At 48.5% G+C, this 19,034-nt stretch carries 18 protein-coding genes; 5 read left to right on the top strand and 13 right to left on the bottom strand.

Annotated elements, in window-relative coordinates:
* Nucleotides 1-47: 47 nt before the first annotated feature.
* The 4 genes from G9F50_RS15180 to G9F50_RS15165 form a co-directional block, all read right to left on the bottom strand.
* Entirely contained in the window at nt 48-1,013 is a 966-nt protein-coding gene (locus G9F50_RS15180; RefSeq protein ID WP_060563178.1) for a metal ABC transporter substrate-binding protein, read from the bottom strand.
* Between the two features lie 185 nt (nt 1,014-1,198).
* A complete protein-coding gene (locus G9F50_RS15175) occupies nt 1,199-2,878 on the bottom strand; it encodes a glycoside hydrolase family 13 protein (protein WP_060563030.1) in 1,680 nt (559 codons plus the stop codon).
* 82 nt (nt 2,879-2,960) lie between these two features.
* The gene (locus tag G9F50_RS15170; protein ID WP_060563029.1) at nt 2,961-3,740 is read right to left on the bottom strand and encodes a glucose 1-dehydrogenase; all 780 of its coding nucleotides are present in this window, start codon (nt 3,738-3,740) and stop codon (nt 2,961-2,963) included.
* A gap of 115 nt (nt 3,741-3,855) precedes the next feature.
* Complete coding sequence (locus tag G9F50_RS15165) at nt 3,856-4,977, bottom strand: response regulator aspartate phosphatase (RefSeq protein WP_003156660.1); 1,122 nt, start codon at nt 4,975-4,977, stop codon at nt 3,856-3,858.
* Between the two features lie 109 nt (nt 4,978-5,086).
* Here G9F50_RS15165 and cwlK point away from each other — a divergent pair, with 109 nt between their 5' ends.
* Entirely contained in the window at nt 5,087-5,590 is a 504-nt protein-coding gene (gene cwlK / locus G9F50_RS15160; protein WP_060563028.1) for a peptidoglycan L-alanyl-D-glutamate endopeptidase CwlK, read from the top strand.
* On the opposite strand, the gene G9F50_RS15155 is transcribed toward cwlK, so the two are convergent.
* Together G9F50_RS15155 and G9F50_RS15150 are read right to left on the bottom strand one after the other, a co-directional pair.
* On the bottom strand, nt 5,587-6,945 hold the full coding sequence (locus tag G9F50_RS15155) for a YcdB/YcdC domain-containing protein (protein WP_060563027.1): 1,359 nt from the start codon (nt 6,943-6,945) through the stop codon (nt 5,587-5,589). The two genes, cwlK and G9F50_RS15155, sit on opposite strands and share 4 nt — an antisense overlap.
* 200 nt (nt 6,946-7,145) lie before the next feature.
* Nucleotides 7,146-8,546 carry a YcdB/YcdC domain-containing protein gene (locus G9F50_RS15150; protein ID WP_060563026.1) on the bottom strand — a complete coding sequence of 467 codons (1,401 nt, stop codon included), beginning with the start codon at nt 8,544-8,546 and terminating at the stop codon, nt 7,146-7,148.
* 126 nt (nt 8,547-8,672) lie between these two features.
* On the opposite strand from G9F50_RS15150, the gene G9F50_RS15145 reads away from it, so the two are divergent.
* Nucleotides 8,673-9,668 carry a DUF5105 domain-containing protein gene (locus G9F50_RS15145; RefSeq protein WP_060563025.1) on the top strand — a complete coding sequence of 332 codons (996 nt, stop codon included), beginning with the start codon at nt 8,673-8,675 and terminating at the stop codon, nt 9,666-9,668.
* 43 nt (nt 9,669-9,711) lie between these two features.
* On the opposite strand, the gene G9F50_RS15140 is transcribed toward G9F50_RS15145, so the two are convergent.
* The 4 genes from G9F50_RS15140 to G9F50_RS15125 form a co-directional block, all read right to left on the bottom strand.
* Nucleotides 9,712-10,644: an aldo/keto reductase gene (locus G9F50_RS15140; protein WP_060563024.1), complete on the bottom strand. Its 933-nt coding sequence runs from the start codon at nt 10,642-10,644 to the stop codon at nt 9,712-9,714.
* A gap of 130 nt (nt 10,645-10,774) precedes the next feature.
* Nucleotides 10,775-11,845, bottom strand: a complete 1,071-nt coding sequence (locus G9F50_RS15135) for a helix-turn-helix domain-containing protein (RefSeq protein WP_060563023.1) — start codon at nt 11,843-11,845, stop codon at nt 10,775-10,777.
* Nucleotides 11,846-11,982: 137 nt separating this feature from the next.
* Nucleotides 11,983-12,627 carry a lipase EstA gene (estA, locus tag G9F50_RS15130; protein WP_003156672.1) on the bottom strand — a complete coding sequence of 215 codons (645 nt, stop codon included), beginning with the start codon at nt 12,625-12,627 and terminating at the stop codon, nt 11,983-11,985.
* Between the two features lie 196 nt (nt 12,628-12,823).
* On the bottom strand, nt 12,824-13,939 hold the full coding sequence (locus G9F50_RS15125) for a type II asparaginase (protein ID WP_060563022.1): 1,116 nt from the start codon (nt 13,937-13,939) through the stop codon (nt 12,824-12,826).
* Nucleotides 13,940-14,116: 177 nt separating this feature from the next.
* Between G9F50_RS15125 and lmrA the strand changes: the two genes are divergently transcribed.
* Nucleotides 14,117-14,683, top strand: coding sequence for a transcriptional regulator LmrA (gene lmrA, locus G9F50_RS15120; RefSeq protein WP_015416737.1), 567 nt, complete (start codon nt 14,117-14,119; stop codon nt 14,681-14,683).
* Between the two features lie 36 nt (nt 14,684-14,719).
* Nucleotides 14,720-16,159 (top strand): lincomycin efflux MFS transporter Lmr(B), encoded by a 1,440-nt coding sequence (gene lmr(B), locus G9F50_RS15115; protein WP_060563021.1) that lies wholly within the window; start codon nt 14,720-14,722, stop codon nt 16,157-16,159.
* 35 nt (nt 16,160-16,194) lie between these two features.
* Here the strand turns inward: lmr(B) and G9F50_RS15110 are convergent, their stop codons facing one another.
* Nucleotides 16,195-17,322 (bottom strand): aminotransferase class V-fold PLP-dependent enzyme, encoded by a 1,128-nt coding sequence (locus G9F50_RS15110; RefSeq protein WP_060563020.1) that lies wholly within the window; start codon nt 17,320-17,322, stop codon nt 16,195-16,197.
* Nucleotides 17,323-17,393: 71 nt separating this feature from the next.
* On the opposite strand from G9F50_RS15110, the gene pcp reads away from it, so the two are divergent.
* Nucleotides 17,394-18,041: a pyroglutamyl-peptidase I gene (gene pcp, locus G9F50_RS15105; RefSeq protein ID WP_007409027.1), complete on the top strand. Its 648-nt coding sequence runs from the start codon at nt 17,394-17,396 to the stop codon at nt 18,039-18,041.
* Here pcp and tatC read toward each other — a convergent pair.
* On the bottom strand, nt 18,038-18,763 hold the full coding sequence (tatC, locus tag G9F50_RS15100; RefSeq protein ID WP_060563019.1) for a twin-arginine translocase subunit TatC: 726 nt from the start codon (nt 18,761-18,763) through the stop codon (nt 18,038-18,040). The two genes, pcp and tatC, sit on opposite strands and share 4 nt — an antisense overlap.
* A gap of 61 nt (nt 18,764-18,824) precedes the next feature.
* Entirely contained in the window at nt 18,825-19,022 is a 198-nt protein-coding gene (locus tag G9F50_RS15095; protein ID WP_003156681.1) for a twin-arginine translocase TatA/TatE family subunit, read from the bottom strand.
* Between the last annotated feature and the right edge of the window lie 12 nt (nt 19,023-19,034).

The raw sequence follows: 19,034 nt of genomic DNA, 5'->3' as shown, positions 1-19,034 counted from the left end.
TTCCTTTCCCGCATAGAAATAGTGTGCACCCCGCGGCGCACACTATGTTATTTAACCAATAGCGAATCTTTCAGTGCATCAAGGTTTTTCTCCATAATGTCGATATAACCGATGCCTTTATCCCGTTCTTTTTGGCTTAAACCTTCCAGTGTATTGAGCACTTCCGTTTTCGCGCCGATTTCACCGGCAAGCGTATCTGCAACTTTAGGCGATGCAACTTCTTCAAAGTAGATGATCTTCACATCATGCTTTTTGGCAAACATTTTGAGATCCGCCAGTTTGGCCGCACTCGGCTCTTCTTCAGGAGAAAGGCCTGCAATCGCGACTTGTTTTAAGCCGTATTCTTTGGCGAGATAGCTGAATGCCGCGTGCTGTGTGATCAATTCTTTTTTCGCCGCTTTATTTAATGTTGTACGGTATAGTTTATCAAGATCCTGCAGTTTTGCAATATATTCTTTACTATTTTTCTCATAGTATTCTTTATTCTTCGGGTCCTGTTTTACGATCTGCGCCGTAATGGTTTTGACCTCTTTTTGCGCAAGAACCGGGCTGAGCCACACGTGAGGGTCCATGCTGTGGCTGTGGTCATGACCGCCGTGTCCATGTTCCTCTTCCTCTTCCTCTTCATCCGAACCTTCGAGTAAGTCAATTCCTTTCGACGCCTTTACAAACTTCGCATGATCAGAGCCCATGCTTTTTTCCGCTGAAGGAACCCATGTCTCCATATATTCGCTGTTGTATACGAAAAGATCGGCGTTTTGAATGCCGGCGATATCCTTCGGCGTCGGCTCCCAATCATGGGGTTCGACCGAAGACGGGATGAGAATGTCTACATCGCCTTTGTCTTTGACAATTTGTTTCGTGAATTCGTACATAGGATAAAAGGTCGTCACGACGTGCAGTTTGCCGCTTTTTGAAGAACCTGACGAACCTTTTGAAGATGAATTGCCGCAGCCCGCCGCAATTAAAAAGCATGCCGCAATGACAATGATTCCGCTCCATTTTTTAAACAAGCCGTTTCCCCCTGTTCTGTAAATCAGAATGATGACGATTTCCAAAGCGTACTTTCTCGTTCATTTGTTACCTATACCATAATAAAACGAAGTAATTACGTTTTGCAAGATATTTTTTTCTAAATTAATATCCAATTTACCTAAAAAGCCCCCGCCATGTATGGACGGGGGCGTCCTATCACATATCAGGCAAGCAGATAAACTCTTGTTTCATAAGGACGGAATGCGATGCGGGATTCCGTGCCGCTGTCATTATCATAGTTGCTGAGAAGCAGCTCGGCCCTTTCAGGTTCGGAACCGTCCGGCCAATAAAAAGCGGCTTCTTCTTTCGATACGTTGCTGATGGACATGAGTTTTTGTCCGTTTGCCTGTCTTTCATACACAAACAGCTGCGGGTCATCAGGAAGCAGCAGCGTGTAGCTGCCTTTTATGATATCAGCATACTGTTTTCGCAGGCGGATCAGTTTTTTGTAAAAGTTCAATATAGAATCGGGATCATCCTGAGCCTCGGCCGCATTGACGGTTTTGTAATTGGGATTGACCGTGAGCCACGGTTCGCCCTCCGTAAATCCGGCATTCTTGCTGCCGTCCCACTGCATCGGTGTACGGGCATGGTCCCGGCTTTTCGCCATAATGGACGCCATGACTTCTTCCCTGTTCCGGCCCATTTCAAATACCCTTTTATGATACATATTGATGGTCTGAATATCTTGATAATCCTCTATTCTGTCAAACGGAGCGTTTGTCATGCCGATTTCTTCCCCCTGGTAAATGTACGGCGTGCCTTTCATGAAATAAAGCAGGGCGGCAAGCATTTTGGCGGATGCTTTGCGGTATGTGCCTTCGTCTCCGAAACGGGATACGATCCGGGGCTGGTCATGATTGCACCAATACAGCGTATTCCAGCCTCGATGTTCCAGTTTTTCCTGCCAGTCTGTGAGCACTTTCTTCAAATCGGACAGCTCAAGCGGTTTTACATCCCAATGCTCTTGGCCCGGCTTTTGATCAAGCTCCATATGCTGAAAATGAAAAATCATATTCAGCTCATGCTCATCGGTTCCCGTATAAACGAGTCCTTCCTCAGGCGTCACTGATCCGGCCTCGCCGACCGACATCACGTCATATTTGGAAAATACCTCTTTCGTCATTTCTTTTAAGTAATCATGTATCCGTGCCCCGTTTGGCCGGAAAGGCTTCGGATCGGCCCGGCGGGCGATGTAATCTTCATATGGCGGCAGGTATTCTTTTTTTGACAGAAGATGGAGCTGGTCTATTCGCAATCCATCCACGCCTTTATCGAGCCAAAATCTCATCATCTCGTATACTGATTGCCGAACCTCGGGATTTTCCCAATTCAGATCGGCTTGTTTGACGGCGTTCATATGCAGGTAATATTCGCCCGTATGTTCTTCGTACTGCCAGACGGATTGTCCGTAATCCGACACCCAATCGGTCGGCGGGCCGTCCGCGGTGCCCGGCCGCCAAATATAATAATCGCGGTATTTGCTGTCCGGATTCATTTCCGCCTCTTTGAACCAAGGATGCTCCGTGGAGGTATGATTTAAGACGAAGTCCATCACAAGCTTTAATCCGCGGCTGCGGCATTCTGCAAGCAGATCGTGAAAGTCCTCCATCGTTCCGTATGATTCCATAATCGCTTGATGATCCGTCACATCGTAGCCGTTATCGACGTTTGGCGACGGGTAAATCGGGCAGATCCATATTACATCAGCGCCAAGTTCTTTTATATAATCGAGACGCGCGATAATCCCCCGCAGGTCGCCTATGCCGTCGCCGTTCGTATCTTGGAAGCTTCGCGGATAGATTTGATAGACAACGGCGTCTTTCCACCAGTCACTCGCCATCTTGCGGCCCTCCTGTTTTTTAGAGAACCATTTCCTTTATGACCCTTCTCTAAACAAAAAAGAGAAGGTTTCCCCTCCTCTTTTAACTTTCCAGCTGAGACGGATAAAGCGTCATGCCTCCGTCTACGAAAAGTGTCGTTCCGGTTACGTAACTCGCTTCTTCCGACACCATCCATGCGGCGGCCGCGGCGACTTCTTCCGGTTTTCCGAAGGCGTTCATCGGAATTTTTTTCAGCTGGGCCTGTTTATGTGTTTCATCTTCCAGATCCTTATTGGACTCCGTGGCGATCGTGCCGGGAGCGATGGCATTCACCCGGATGCCTTTGTCTGCGTAATTGAGCGCCATCGTTTCCGTCATCATTTTGATACCGCCTTTGGATGCCGAGTACTGCACGTTTTCAGGACGCGGTATTTGCTGATGAACACTCGATATGTTTAAGACCGTTCCTTTTTTGCCGTGCTCGAGCATATGTTTCAGTGCCGCTTTCGCCCCCAAAAAGGTGCCGGTCACGTTGACGTCGATGACCCTTTGCCAATCCTCCAGGCTCATTTCATGGGGCATCGCTTCGGCTCCGTTAAAGCCGGAATTATTGACCATCACGTCCACGCCCCCGAAATGCTCCTGAGCGGCATTAAACAGCGCCTGAATCCCTTCTTCTGAGGAGACATCGGCTTTTACGGTGACGGCTCTGCCTCCCGCTTTCTCAATGATGTCCGCCGCTTCTTCCGCTCCGGCGGAATCACCGAGGTAGTTCACTACCACATTCATCCGCTCCTTGCCGAAGCGTTCGGCAATGGCTTTTCCGATTCCTTTCGAAGAACCTGTTACGATCGCTGTTTTTCCCTGTAAATCCTGATACATTGTCTCATTTCCTCCCTGATGTTAATACAGAGCATGTACCCGGTTTTAATCGGCTGAAAACAAAAGGAATCATAAAAAGAACGATGAAGCCGAAGCTCCCTCGTTCTTTTTTTCATTATGCGTAGTTGTTCATTTGCAGCCTTTTTTGCACGCCGACAAGCCTGCTGAAAAAATAAGATGCCGCTTTGTAGTTCTCCCGTTTATGAAAGAAATGAGCCGCGTCCTGAAGCAGTTCCTCTGTGTCAGCCAACAGCTCCTTTGATTCCAGGATGTCAAAATACTCTTTGAGCGAATCCTGTCCGCCTTCCCCCTGATAAAGCTCTTTAATCAGACGGAATTTCGTCATATAGATCTCATCTTCCCACTCCGCCGCGCTTCTCATGCCCCGCGCGCAGCTGGCGGCGGCTTCACTGTATTTTTCCGTTTTAAAGTAGATATGTGTGAGTGAAAAAACAGCCTGGATGACCTGCCGGAAGCTGTGTGCTTCAAATCCGGCAGCCGCCCGTTCAAAATCCTCCGCCGCCTTGCAAAAGTCACCCAGACTGTACATACAGTGCCCGATATTATAATAGGCCGCAGCAATCATATATTGATCATCAAGCCGCTCCGCGTGCTCCAAGGCGCACTCGAGGTATTCCAGCGCTTTTTTATGCTGCTGGGCGTCCATCAGATTTCCGGCAATGATAAATTTGCACTGCACCCTTCGCATTCCGTATAATTCATATTTCTTGTAAATATCAAGCGCCTGTCCCGCGTAATTCATCGAAAAGAAAGTCTGCTTGATATGATAGTACACCTCAGAAATTTTATACAGAAACTCGGCTTTCTCTATGTCATCTTCCACATATTCAAGCTTTTCCTCAGCCCGCTTATAATGAGAAATCGCTGAGATGAAGTTTTTCTGCTTAAATTCATACATTCCCCTGAAATAGTAAAAATAATATTCCAGTAAGCCGGTCAGCTTTTGCTGGTTCATCTCAATCTCAGTGAGCATTTCAGAGAACGGAGGCTGGCAGTCGCCGTCTTTCATGGGTTTTAATTTATCCAGCATGATGCGGTGCCTAAATTCCATCAATGAAAAATACAACAATAAATCCTGATTTTCTTCCATATCTTCGAGTTCATATTGAATCTCCCGCTTCAGCGCTTCAGCTTTATCGGCTTCAAACGCGCGGATCAGCTTATACCATTCATTCATCTTAACGGCCACTTCTTCAGATGGAATCTTGGATTTCATAGATTTGCTTCCTTCCTCCGGCTACTAATTATGTTATATTTTATCATAGCAAATTTATGGCAGTGAGCAAACAAAGATTTTAATCAATTAAAGAAAGAGAGAATTCACCATGAAACTACCAGTCAGAATTGCGCTGCTTTTGATCCTCTTCTTTTCCGCAGACCTATGTTTTTCCTATGTGCAGAAAGAACTGAGGCCGCAGACGGCATTACAAGATAGAGCCATTCCAAGCGCTCTTCATCCGCTCGTGAAACAGAATGCGGAGCTATTGCAGACGGCCGCTCTGAAAAAAGGCATCACCGTCGTTATTACAGAGGGTTTCAGATCAATTGAGGAACAAAACGAATTGTACCGTCAAGGACGTTCAAAAAAAGGAAATATCGTCACCTACGCAAAAGGCGGGGAATCTTACCACAATTACGGCCTTGCGATCGACTTCGCCCTGCAAAAAAAGGATGGAAGCCTGATTTGGGATATGACGTACGACGGAAACCGAAACGGCACGCCCGATTGGCTTGAGGTCGTATCGATTGCCAAAACGCTCGGTTTTGATTGGGGAGGCGATTGGAGAGGCTTTAAAGATTATCCTCATTTACAAATGATCCCTGGCTAATAAAACCTTTTCTTTTTTCGCTTTTGCGCATCAATGTACGGAGGATAGACAGGCCTGTACACAAGCTTATATCCTTCATTGCCGGACGGCGTAAAATCGCGCTGCCACTCCAGCCGCAAATGGAAATCGGATAAAAAAGCGGCCTTTGCTTCTTCGGGAGTAACGGCCGGCACCGGATTGATCTTCTCCAGCTGCTCCGGGTCAATGTCAGGCGCCATGTAAGCTTCCACAAGCCCCGTTACGGGACTGACAAGTATTCTCGCAGCGCCGAACCGCAGCGGAATATCCTGATGCCATACGGAAAAATGGAAGCGGAACCTGCCCCTTCCGTCCGTTTTCAGCGGGTTCATTTTAAAAAACTCGTCCGCTCTCGGATAAAGCTTGTATAAAAATTGAAGCGCGACGGTCTCACACTCTTCCGCAGAATAAAAGGCCGGGCCCTGATGCTCAATAAAAGATTTAAAGGCTGTCATTTTCCCTGTCTTTTTGTCCGTTTTCATCTTCATTGTATTTTTGTTGCTGCTTTCAAAATAGCTTTCGATACTCAAATCTTTCCGTTCCGGAACCGACCCTTTCCGCCATGTCGTTCCGATCTCATCCCCGAGATCGCGCCGGCGCGTCTGAACCATATCCGAGGTAAACCCCATCAATTCATCCAGGCTGATTTCCCGTTTATGTTCAAACGCGGGAAGCGGTTTTGCCGGCTCATTCCTGTCTTCGCAAAGCTGCTGATCCGGCACGATATCATCTTCACCGGCCGGATAGCTGTAAGCCGGCAGAATCGGTTCATAGACGAGACGCGGTATTTTCTCAAAATTGACCACATCATAGACGAGACTGAATGTCAGCACACTCATATAATGCGAGACGACTTTTTCCCGATCGACAAATGTTTCCGGGACGGGCGCTTCACCCTTATCCCCGTAATAGATAAACTGCACGACGAAGCCGCTCCTGGTTACATCAACGAAAAAACCTGAATCGGGAAGCGGCCGGCCGAGCACTTTTTTTGTATAGATAAATCGGATGCACCCATTGCGTTCTTCCCTCGCCTGAAAGATGAAATTCATAAAAGTAAGCGGGCGGTGTCTCGCCGCAAACCGAAGAGCCGTCAGCTTTAATTCGGCGTCTGACAGCTGCATGTCTGAACCCGGACAGTCGTTGCGTGAATAGGTAAGCAAAGATCCGTCGTCGCCCAGCTCAATCGTTACCGTTTTATCCGGATGGTTACGATCTTTCCATATATAATAGGCTCTCGTTTTTTGTTTTTCATCATAATCTTCTATTTCAAGCTCATAGTGCGGCGGTATGTTCCCGATCTCCAGCGCTTTTTTTCTCAGATGTTCTTTCAGCAATGGGGTCATCCTTTCAGAAGAGTGTATAAAAAAGAACTGTTTTTAATTATATAAAAACGTCCTTATCCTTTTAAAGGGAAGAAAGTGCCTTTTATGTGTCTATTTTTAGCAAAGAGGGAAAAGAGCCGTATTCAGAGCGGCTGTTTCCCATACAAAAGTCACATTTCCCATGAAAGACCCGGGACGAACGCCCATGACCTTCAGCCTATTAAACTCGTGATCACTTCTCCCGTATGAGCCTCAATAAACCGCGGGAAAACCGGCTTATATACGAGCCTGTACACTTTTCCGCAGCTGCCGTCTTCGTAACAACGATCCCAAGCGAGCTCGGCTTTGATGGCCCGGCGGATCGCGTCCTTCGCCTCTTCCATTGTCAATGAAGGAACGGGATCGATTTCCTCCAGCTCTTTCGGATCAATTTCCGGCGGCATATATACAGTGACAAGACCCGTCTTTTTGCTGACGCAGATTCTCCCCTCTCCGAATCGCAAATCAACGCCGCCTGAACAAGCCTTATATGTAAGTCCCACGTTTTCTCCTTCATCATCCGGCTCATCATATTGAACCCGGAAATACTGATCCGCTTCCGGAAACATGGCGAACAAAAAGCGGATGGCCATGTGATGGCATTCTTCCTCGGAAAACTCCGGTTCGCCTTCACTATGTATAAATGACATCACTCCGGCGAGCCGGCCCGATTCTTTATCATGCATTGTTTTCAATACATGTTCATTCCGTTCTTTAAACAGACTTTCTAAGCTTTTATCTTTCCGGACGGATTTTGTTTTTTCAGGACGCCAGGCAATGCCGATGCGGCCGTCTCCAAGATCGCTTTCCCTCTCTTTATAAAAACCGTCGTGCAGCCCGATCATGTCATTGATGCTCATCTTTTCCGCTTCAGGTGCAGGGCGTGAAATCGGGACATACGGCAGCATGTCGTCTTCCAGCTCTTCATATTCGTCTATTTCTGCATTCTCTTCCTTCAGGTCAGCCGATATCGGCCGCGTCGGAGACACGATTTCATAGACGAGATGGGGCTTGTCATCCCCCTGCACATAGACGGACTGATGCAGTACGGTGAACAACAGCTCCGCTTCAATATGTTTGACAAAGTGAGCCAATGCTTCCCGCTTGTCCGCAATTGTTCCGGGTCTTAAGAGATTATCGGCCTTCCCATGGTAAGAAAAGCCGGTTACTTCCCCTGTCAAAGACAGGTCGGCGTAAAACCCGGTCAGCGGAAGCGGCAGACCGTCAGCCATCTGAACATAGGAATATCTCACATCACCATCATTTGCGGAGCTTTTTTTCTCCAATTCGAACTCAGCCAATGCCCCCGGACGATGGGTTTCTACAAACGCCCGCATCCGTTCTTCTATGTCCGATTCCGAAAGAGCCGGCAGATCAGTCCGGAAAGCCGGACGGGATAAGGATTTCAGTTTTCCGTCCCGGTCCAATTCGACCATGATGCCGGCTTCCGGATCATTCTTATCTTCCCACCAAAACAGAACCTCATCTTCCCGGTATTCTTCCACATTACTCTCGTAGCGGGCAGGTACGTTTCCGATTCGGAGAGCCAGCTGTTTCAATTCTTCTTTATTCATCATAACACTTCCTTTTCTTCCAAAAAGATTGATGATTACCAAGACTCTTTTATACAAAACTAGTATAATTAACCTGTCCATCTTCATGACTATCGAATTAATCATTAACAACAGGGGGTAAACCAGATGTCCATCAAAAAAATGAGCGCCGTGTTTTTCATTCTGCTTCTCACGGCATTTACCGCCGCGTGCAGCAGCAAAACGAGCGGCGGCCAGGAAAGCAGCACGGCGAAAGTGAAAATAAAAGAGACGGCATGGGCCGCTTCAGACGATACTGAACATCCGGCCGCGCTGAAAGTAACGGTCACCGTCAAAAATACGGGCAAAGACCCGCTTACCGTCAAAAGCAGCGACTTCTCACTTTATCAGGATGACGCGAAAACAGCCAAGGCCGATAAGGAAGACTTGATGCAGAGCGGCACGCTTCATGCGGGTAAGACAGTGACGGGCAATCTGTACTTCACGGCTGACGAAGGCAAATCCTATGAATTGGTATATCAGCCGCAGGCAAAAGACGCGAAGCCTTTATCTTATAAACTGAAAGTCAAAGGCACAGCCTCCAACGCAAAACCTGACCCGGCGGACGCATTATCCGCATACATTGATGTGATGCTGTACGGCAAGCACAATAAAGATTTCACCCGCCTGACTGGTGTAAATGAAAAAATGACGGCCGCCGCATATCAGGAATCGGCGAAAGCCAGCTTTATCGCTTCTGCAGGCATTTCACAAGAACAGGCGGACTCAAAAGCCATTTCCGCTATTATTGACGCCATGTCATCAGCGCTTCGGGATAACACAGAGCTCAAGGTGCATACCAAATCCATGTCAGGCAAAAAAGCCGTCCTTGAAGCAAAAGTGACGCCGCTTGATATGTCTCCGCTTGCGGGCCAGCTGCAAGACCGCGTGCAAGACTATGCCGGAAAGCACCCTGATGCTGATGAAAACGAAATTGTCAGCCACCTGCTTTCTGTCTATCCGGAAGAGTTTATGCGCCTGAAACCGGCTTCTTCTTCTGTTACAAGAGAAATTGAGATGAAGAAAAACGCCCGCGGCCAGTGGTATCTGGATACAGACGCCGATCTGGAAGGATTGACAGAAGCGTTTTTGAAAACGTCCTGACAACAAGAAAGGAAATAGCGCAGGCTATTTCCTTTTTTTATTTTCACTTAAAGATGTCACTGATATATTGAACCTCATCCTCGGTTAACTGCACATTAAGCGCGTCCAGATTGTGTTTCAGCTGGTCGGGGCGTTTGGCTCCGGGAATGATCGCATCCACCGCCGGCTGCGACAGAAGCCATGCGAGTGCGATATGCGCTGTCTGCGCCCCTTTTTCCTCCGCAACGGCCCGAAGCTTATCCACTCGCTCCAGATTTTGGTGAAAAGCTTCTCCCTGAAACGGCGGCCTGTTCTTTCGGTTGTCCTCAAAGACTGTGTCTTTTGTAAACTTTCCCGTCAGCAAGCCGGAAGCAAGCGGAAAATAAGGAATAAAGGAAATGCCGTTCTTTTCACAATAAGGCAGCAGATCATGCTCCGCCTCACGCTGAATCAGTGAATATTCCGATTGAAAAACCTCTAAATAGCCGTCGGCGTTAAACTCCTGCAATTGCCGGAAGCTGAGATTGGACGCGCCGATTGCTCTGATTTTCCCTTCGTCCTTCAGTTCTTTTAGCGTGCCCGCCACTTCGGAGAGCGGTGTTTTGCCGTCAGGGAAGTGGACGTAATACAAATCAATCACGTCTGTTTTCAGCCGCTTCAGGCTGTTTTCCGCCTCACTCCGGAGAAATTCACGGCTGTTGTCCAGCTCGATTTGTCCGTTGACTTCTTTATGCGCGCCTTTTGACGCAATCACGAGGCTGTCCCGCACGCCGCGCTCTGCGACAACTTCACCGATTAACTCTTCGGAACGCCCCAAACCGTATATAAACGCCGTATCAATAAAATTGACGCCGCCGTCCAATGCTGTGCGGATGAGTTCTTTTCCCGTTTCATCATTAAGATTCGGAAACAGATTATGTCCTCCGACCGCATTTGCGCCAAAACCGATACGCTTTACCCGTAAATCCGTCCTGCCCAGCGTACGTGTCTCATCCATGGCTCAGGCTCCCTTCCTTTTATCGCTCTGTTTAGTATTAGATAGACGGTAAGAATTATCCTGCATGAGAGCCTATCTGCAAAAAAAACCTTGAAAAGCGTTTGCCCTTCAAGGTTTTTTTGGCTGTGTATTAAGATGTCAGAGCTGCGGCGAAGCGTTCGGCTTCATCCGTGAGAGCACCCTCGATTTCCTTATAGCGGCTGGAAATCGTTGAGGCGCTGACGCCGTACTTCTTCGCCAGCTTGGCTTGAGAAACGGACGCGCCGTTCAGAGAAATGCTGTTTACGTAATATTCGACCGCCGCCGCGAAAGCTTCAGGCTTTCTGATCGTCGGTGTTTTTTTGACACAGAACGTTTTCCACAGATCAATTACGGCCGGAACCAGCTCAGCCGGGTATTCATCCCCGCTCAGGCCTTTTTCAATGGCGTCTGCCGTTTCCTTCTCCATGTCGTTCGCCCACTCGGCCTGTTTTTCTTCAGCAGCCTGCTCAGGCTCTTCCGCCGTTCCTAAAAGAGCGGCCAGCACAGTGTCGAAGTCCTCCTGCATAAAGCGCTCAGGCGATTTTCCTTCCGCAAGAGCAGGGGCAGCCGCCTTTTTCACTTTGCTGATTAGAGCTTCGGTCCGCTTCACAGGGAAGATCGTAAATTGCATGAAGAACTCCGCTTTTTCCGCTTCGTGGATCGGATAGCCGAGAATCAGGCTTCCCGCCGGCGGAAGATCCTGCTGGCTGACGTCCATTTCCACTTTGAATTGTTTTTTCGTCATCACATCTTCAAAGTGAATCATTCCTTCTTTCACATCTTCAAGCACCATAACGGCAGGTGTCATGCTTTTCCATGATTCAACGATTTCCCGTGTTTTCGGGCGGTTGATGCCGCCGGCTTTTTTCTGAAGATATTCTTCAAAAATCGTCTTGCCGCCTGCCAGCGGACGGAAGAAAATTCCCCAGATGCCGAGGTTGAAGACTCCGATGTCTTTTGTCTGTCTGTCCAGCTCCGTAATGAACGCGTGCTGGTTAATAAATGATGATATGCCGTCTCTATGTGCTGTAAAGGCGTACTCCATTAGGCTTTCCTGAATCTGTTTCGCTTCTTTTGCCGCGATGTCTGCCGGAATGGCAGCTTCTTTGCTTCCGCAGCATTTTTTATATTTCTTCCCGCTGCCGCATGGGCAAGGGGCATTTCTTTTCACTTTTCCCACAATAAACCCTCCGAATTCTGATATAACTTTATTATTTTAACAAAAATAACTTCAGAGGGCTTGGTTTACGGCGAAAAAAGAATATGGAAGAAAAAAAAGACCCCGGGATATTCTCATTCTCCGGGGCTTTGAAACTGTTAATTTGTATTTTGTCCGCCGCCGTTCAGACCTTCTTTAATCAGCCCGTTTACTTGGCTGTTCATCAAAAGTCCGATGTGTCCGACACCGTGAATCTGCACGTTTTTCCCGCCGATCAGCCGTGACAGCGGGTTCAGGACGATTAAGTCCGCTGAGCTGTAAATCGATGTATATAAAATCTTTTGGTTCGGATCAGTCCCCGGAAGCGCCCGGTTGGTCACAAGGCCGTTCGCTCCGCCCAGTGTGACGACGTTTGCGATTTTGTCTCCGCCGTCAAGATTTTTAATGTAATAGAGCGTGTTGGCGCCGCCCATGCTGTGCGCGACGATATCGACTTTTTTCGCACCTGTTTCACTGAGCACTTTTTTCACATAATTGGACAGTCTCGGCGCATTGTGTCTGTTGTTTCCGGTTTTGTCTAAGAAATCAATGGCGTACATCTCTTTTCTTGACCAGCCTTGGGATGCCAAGTATGTTTTGATTCCCGCGAAGTTAAAGGACGCCCCGCCGATTCCGTGTACCATGACAACAGGGTTATGCCCTGAGGAGGCTTTCGATACGGTCGGCTGGAAGGCAAATACGGAAATGACGGACAGCATACAAACTGTAAGGATGACTAGGATTTTGCTTTTTATATGTTTCATGAACTTTCCTCCTGCTATGTAATATTTTTGCAGTTTTCATTCTATTAGAGAAGAAAAGGAAAAAATAGTGTATTTTTTACTGTTTTCAACAATTAAAAAAAGAGCGGAAAAATGAGAAAGACGTCCCTTTCCCGAAAGCACGCTTATGCTTTAATACGGCATACCAAAAAAGGAGAGAACACCCGGTTCTCTTCTCCTAGTACTCATTGAAATAGGTTTGAATCCGCTTAGGGTCATGCGTTTTTGTCAGCGCAAGCATTAGAAGAATCCGCGCTTTTTGAGGGTTGAGAGAGTTTGAAGCTGTCAAATGGTCTTTTTCATACTCTCGATTAGGTGTTACCGTTCCGTTTCCCGTCCTTGTGGAGCGGACGACCGCCAGCCCGCTTTTGACCGACTTTACGGCGCCTTTTTGCGCCGCATCAGACATTGAGCCGTTTCCCGGGCCTGCAAAAATAATGCCTTGCGCCCCTGATTTTACGGCGGCTTCAAAGAGATAGCTTCCGTCATTTTGATAGCCGTATATAATATCGACCTGCGGCAGTTTATCAAGTTTATCTATCTTGAAATCTGTATCCTTCGTATGCTTTCGGGTCATGATGTTATTAAAATAGATGTCATCAGCAATTGTTCCGATATAACCCATTTCTTCCGATTTGAATGTGTCGGCCGCGGTTGTATTGGTTTTTGTCACATAGCGCGCCGAAGCGATTCTGTCATTTAATACGACAAGCGTCCCCTTGCCTTTCGCATCAGGCGCAGCCGCTGTTTTTACAGCGTTATATAAGTTGGACGGCCCGTCCGCTCCGATCGCCGTGGACGGCCTCATTGACCCGGCGACAACAACGGGCTTGTCACTTTTGACCGTCAGATTGAGAAAGTAGGCGGTTTCCTCAAGTGTGTCTGTTCCATGTGTAATGACAATGCCGTCTGTATCATCAGACTTGAGCAGCTTGTTTACCCGTTTTGCAAGTTTCAGCAGTGTCTCGTTATTCATATTCTGGCTGCCGATATTCACAACCTGTTCTCCGCTCACATGCGCGACCTCTTTTATCTCCGGAACGGCCTGAATCAGGGCATCAACTCCGATTGCCCCCGCCGTGTACTCCGTAGCGGACGTCTTTGAAGGAGCAGCGCCTGCAATTGTGCCGCCGGTGGCAAGAATTTTAACATTCGGAAGTCCGTCTTTTTTCGCTGAGGCTGCGGCTGCCGTCCGGGGCGGTGTTTCTTTCGCTTGAGGAGATTGGGAGCAGCCGGCCGCGATGAAGAGCAGAGCCGTGATAAATGTAATAAAGGGCATGAATTGTTTTTTCATTCTTTTCTCTCCTTTTCTTTATTTATGAAGATTTTCCTCTCACCGGTCAACGCGCTTGTCAGGCAACCTCCCGAAGAAAATAACCGTTAAAAAACCTTGATACCGTCATGTGAAATCAAGATAATAGACCAGTCACTATATTTTAAATTTGTCAAAAATCAGTAAGGTGGGAACATTATGAGCTATGGAGATTCTCGTGAAAAAATCCTCGCCGCGGCAACCAGGCTGTTTCAGCTTCAGGGGTATTACGGCACGGGGCTGAATCAGATTATTAAAGAAAGCGGTGCGCCGAAAGGTTCTCTTTACTATCATTTTCCGGACGGCAAAGAGCAGCTCGCCATTGAGGCTGTCAATGAAATGAGCCATTATATCCGTATGAAAATAAAAGAAAGCCTTGATGCCCATCCTGATCCTGCGGAAAGCATTCAAGCGTTTTTACAGGACTTATCAAGCCAATTCACATGTCCGGAGAACTTTGAAGGGTTTCCTGTCGGTTTACTGGCTGCCGAGACTGCTTTAAAGAGCGAAAAGCTCCGGCAGGCCTGTCAAAGCGCTTATCAGGAATGGGAGAATCTGTTCGCGGGCAAATTGAGATCAGCCGGTTTTTCTGATGAGAAAGCGGCGGAAATCAGCACTGTTTTAAATGCCATGATAGAAGGCGGCATCATTGTGTCCTTAGCCAAAAAAGACAAAATGCCGATCCTCCATATTTCTAAACAAATCCCGAACCTGCTGAAGACATAAAATACGAGAGACATGTACGTATAGAAAGAGAGGAGAATGATTTTGGAAAACGCTCAGCCTTCCAAACAATATAAAGTCATGCCGATCATGATTTCTTTACTGACGGCAGGGTTTATCGGCATGTTCAGTGAAACGGCGCTGAATATCGCCCTGACTGACCTGATGAAGGAGTTACATATCACTCCTGCGACCGTCCAGTGGCTGACGACGGGCTATCTGCTCGTTCTCGGTATTCTTGTCCCGGTATCGGGTCTGCTTTTGCAATGGTTTACGACAAGACAGCTGTTTATCGTTTCACTAGCTTTTTCCATTATCGGCACGCTGATTGCAGCGCTTGCGCCGAGCTTTCCGTTTCTTTTGGCGGCAAGAATCGTGCAGGCTTTAGGAACCGGGCTGCTGCTGCCGCTGATGTTTAATACAATCCTCGTCATCTTTCCGCCGCATAAGCGCGGAGCGGCGATGGGGACGATCGGGCTTGTCATCATGTTCGCTCCTGCGATCGGTCCGACATTTTCAGGGCTTGTGTTAGAGCATTTGAACTGGCATTGGATTTTCTGGATTTCCCTGCCGTTTCTTGTGTTGGCTCTTTTATTCGGCATCGCCTACATGCAGAACGTGTCTGACATTACAAAACCGAAAATTGACGTGCTTTCCATTATTCTGTCTACGATCGGGTTTGGCGGCATCGTATTCGGATTCAGCAATGCGGGCGAAGGATCAGACGGCTGGTCAAGCCCGACGGTTATCGGTTCGCTCACTGTCGGTGCGATCGCGCTCATCTTATTTTCCATCAGGCAGCTGACAATGAAGCAGCCGATGATGAATCTGCGCGCTTTCCGCTATCCGATGTTTGTTCTCGGTGTCGTGATTGTATTTATCTGTATGATGGTTATCTTATCAACAATGCTCCTATTGCCTATGTATTTACAAAGCGGACTGATGCTGACGGCGTTTACGTCCGGGCTCATCCTGCTGCCGGGCGGTATTTTAAACGGCTTTATGTCTCCGGTGACGGGGCGCCTGTTTGATAAATACGGACCGAAGTGGCTTGTCATTCCCGGGTTTGTCATCACGGCCGCCGTACTTTGGTTTTTCTCAAACATTACCAGCACTTCAACGGCCATTCTCATCGTCGTGCTCCACACATGCCTGATGATCGGCATTTCCATGATCATGATGCCGGCGCAAACGAATGGCTTAAACCAGCTGCCGCCGGAATTTTACCCGGACGGAACGGCCATTATGAATACGCTCCAGCAGATGGCCGGCGCAATCGGCACTGCGGTGGCGGTCAGCATCATGGCAGCCGGGCAGAAGAATTATATGAGCACCGTGAAAAACCCGAATGATCCTTCCGCATACTCTCACGCGCTGATTGCGGGCGTCCAGCACGCCTTTATCTTCGCGATGATTGTCGCAGTTATCGGCTTGATCAGCGCCTTCTTTATGAAACGGGTCAAAGTGAATCACTCATAAGAAAACAGCAGACTCCCCGTGAGTCTGCTGTTTTTTTATATACCGCGCGCTTCAGCCAGTTCATCAATCGCATAGATCAGATCGTCAGCCGTGTTATAGAAATGAGGCGCCAGCCGGATGATTTGTCCGCTGGGTGCGCATACGATGTTTTTCCGCCTCAACAGCGCAGCCGTTTCCGCCGCTTTTTCATCCCGTATGGAAATCATGCCGGGTCTGTCATCGGCAGACGGCGGCCCTGTGAGGTGCAACCCTTTTTCAAAAGCGTATTCATACGCAAATGTGCTGAGTTTTTTTACTTCCCGGTGAATGCGGTCTGTGCCGGCATCGTTTACTAGAGATAAAGCCGCCTGTGCCGCATATATGCTGATAAATGCCGGGGTTCCGGTCTCAAAGCGTTTGGCTCCGTCCGCATAAGAAAAACGGGTTGAATCCAGCATCGACGCCCGCTGCTGCCCGAACCACCCGGTGACTTTCGGCTTCAGCCGTTCGGCAAGTTCCTTTCTGACATAAAGAAACGCCGTTCCCGGTATGCCGAGCATATACTTTCTCGCACCCGCGGCCAGCATATCAACTCCCCATTCTTTTACATCAATCGGGATGTGCCCCGCTGATTGATAAGCATCGACAAAAAGAAGCGATCCCTTCTTTGCGGATATCTCGGCAATGCGCTTCATATCCTGGACAAAACCGGACGTATATGACACATGGGGCACACAGGTGAAAAGCGTCTGTTCCGATATGTACGTCTCATACCGCTCTAACGGGATCATTCCATCTTCAGACGGCACGACTGAAAGCTCCATCTCAGTCTGTGCCTTCAAAATGTGGGCGATCGCCGGAAAATCCAATTCCGTATACACCGCCTGTTTCTTTCGGCAATCCGGTAAAGCAGAAACGACGGCAGAGACAGCAGCCGTTACTGAAGGTAAAACGGCGATTTCTTCAGGATGGGCGCCGATCAATTTCGCAAATTCACACCTTGCCTGCTCCGTTCGTCCAATGGCTTCTTCCCAGTTTCCGCCATGCTGAAGCAGGCTTTCCTGATAGTCATTGATCGCTTTTGAAACCGGCAGGGCAAGAGCGCTTTGAGAGCAGCTGGCGAGCATCGTATGTGTGCGGAGCGCCGGAAATAAAGATCGGTATTGCACCAGAGGCGAATTCAAGACATGTTTCCCCCTTCGGCAGGAATATATGTCCATTATAGAGTATGGTAAAAAGAAAAGGAGGGTTTTATATGGAGAAAAAAGTATTGCTGACAGGCTTTGACCCCTTCGGCGGGGAAACGGTCAATCCTTCATGGGAAGCGGTCAAACGGCTGAATGGTGCCGCTGAGGGCCCCGCCTCTATCGTATCTGAACAAGTGCCGACCGTTTTTTATAAGTCTCTTGCCGTGCTGCGCGAGGCGATCAAAAAGCATCAGCCTGACATTATCATCTGTGTCGGACAGGCAGGCGGCAGAATGCAGATCACGCCGGAACGGGTCGCGATCAATCTCAATGAGGCGCGCATACCGGATAACGAAGGAAACCAGCCTGTCGGGGAAAACATTTCTCAAGACGGTCCCGCGGCCTATTGGACCGGCCTTCCGATCAAACGGATCGTTGAGGAAATCAAAAAGGAAGGCATTCCCGCGGCTGTATCCTACACGGCGGGGACATTTGTATGCAATCACCTCTTTTACGGGCTGATGGATGAAATCAGCCGCCATCATCCGCACATCCGCGGCGGGTTTATACACATCCCGTACATTCCGGAGCAAACCTTGCAGAAGTCAGCGCCGAGCCTCAGCCTGGATCTCGTGACAAAAGCGCTCAAAATCGCCGCGGTGACCGCCGCGGCGCATGAGGACGATATTGAGACCGGCGGAGGCGAACTTCACTAAGCTGCAGACGGCGCCTCGGCCCATTTCTTCCGGTAAACGATGCGGGACAGCGTCACACTGATTTCATAGAGGACGAGCAGCGGAATCATGACGAGAAAGTCGGACATAAAATCCGGAGGCGTAATCAGCACCGAGACGACGATCAGCACAAAATACGAAAGCTTCCGCGCCTTTGCCAGCCGGGTTGGATTCACGATTCCGAGCCGTGTCAGAAACATGACGGCCAAAGGCATTTCAAACAAAAATCCGAACGGCAATGTAAGATTCAGCATAAAGGTAAAATACTTGTCCGCCGTAAATACCATGTCAAAATGGCCGGCGGATAATTGTGTTAAAAATCCGAGCACAATCGGAAACAGCACAAAATACCCGAAGGAAATTCCGATTATAAACAAAACCGAAAGCCCCGGAATGTAAAGCAAAGCGGCGCGGCGTTCAAACGAAGTCAAAGCCGGCGCCGTAAAACGCCAGAGCTGAAAAGCGGCAACCGGAATCGTTGCCGTAAGGGCGCATATTCCCGCAATCATCATATATACCCATAAAATCTCGCTCGGCCCTAAAACGGCCAGCCTGCCATCCAAATCCTTGATCAGCCAGTCATAAATATCCTGCACAAACCAGCAGGCGCCGATAAAAAACACGAGAAAGGCGATAACGGTTTTAATGAGACGCTGCCGGACTTCCTCTAAATGCCCGATCAAGTGGGTTTCTTTTTTATCCAATCGTACATCCTCCTTATAGAGAAAGAGGCAGAAGCGGATTCGTCTGCCCCCATGTCAGGATTCAGCCTGCCGTTTTGTCTTTCTCAGCCGTCTGCTTGTCCGGCTCTTCATTTGAGACCAGTGTTTTTGCGGCGCTTTTAAATTCAAGCAGCGTGCGGCCGGCGGCACGGCCGATTTCCGGAAGCTTTGAAGGCCCGAAAATGATGAGAGCGATGACGAAGATCAGGATCAACCCGGGAATGCCGATATTAGAAAACATGAGTGTGCCTCC

Source organism: Bacillus sp. EKM206B (assembly GCF_011066015.1).
Taxonomy (GTDB): domain Bacteria; phylum Bacillota; class Bacilli; order Bacillales; family Bacillaceae; genus Bacillus; species Bacillus velezensis.
Note: the sequence above shows the minus strand (reverse complement) of the source record. Positions and strands in the feature narration are given on the sequence as shown.

Bases quoted from the DNA above. Each gene is read 5' to 3' on its own strand.
- G9F50_RS15175 (WP_060563030.1), bottom strand. From the start codon at position 2,878: ATGGCGAGTGACTGGTGGAAAGACGCCGTTGTCTATCAAATCTATCCG.
- G9F50_RS15170 (WP_060563029.1), bottom strand. From the start codon at position 3,740: ATGTATCAGGATTTACAGGGAAAAACAGCGATCGTAACAGGTTCTTCG.
- G9F50_RS15165 (WP_003156660.1), bottom strand. From the start codon at position 4,977: ATGAAATCCAAGATTCCATCTGAAGAAGTGGCCGTTAAGATGAATGAA.
- cwlK (WP_060563028.1), top strand. From the start codon at position 5,087: ATGAAACTACCAGTCAGAATTGCGCTGCTTTTGATCCTCTTCTTTTCC.
- G9F50_RS15150 (WP_060563026.1), bottom strand. From the start codon at position 8,546: ATGAATAAAGAAGAATTGAAACAGCTGGCTCTCCGAATCGGAAACGTA.
- G9F50_RS15145 (WP_060563025.1), top strand. From the start codon at position 8,673: ATGTCCATCAAAAAAATGAGCGCCGTGTTTTTCATTCTGCTTCTCACG.
- G9F50_RS15140 (WP_060563024.1), bottom strand. From the start codon at position 10,644: ATGGATGAGACACGTACGCTGGGCAGGACGGATTTACGGGTAAAGCGT.
- estA (WP_003156672.1), bottom strand. From the start codon at position 12,627: ATGAAACATATAAAAAGCAAAATCCTAGTCATCCTTACAGTTTGTATG.
- G9F50_RS15125 (WP_060563022.1), bottom strand. From the start codon at position 13,939: ATGAAAAAACAATTCATGCCCTTTATTACATTTATCACGGCTCTGCTC.
- lmrA (WP_015416737.1), top strand. From the start codon at position 14,117: ATGAGCTATGGAGATTCTCGTGAAAAAATCCTCGCCGCGGCAACCAGG.
- pcp (WP_007409027.1), top strand. From the start codon at position 17,394: ATGGAGAAAAAAGTATTGCTGACAGGCTTTGACCCCTTCGGCGGGGAA.
- G9F50_RS15095 (WP_003156681.1), bottom strand. From the start codon at position 19,022: ATGTTTTCTAATATCGGCATTCCCGGGTTGATCCTGATCTTCGTCATC.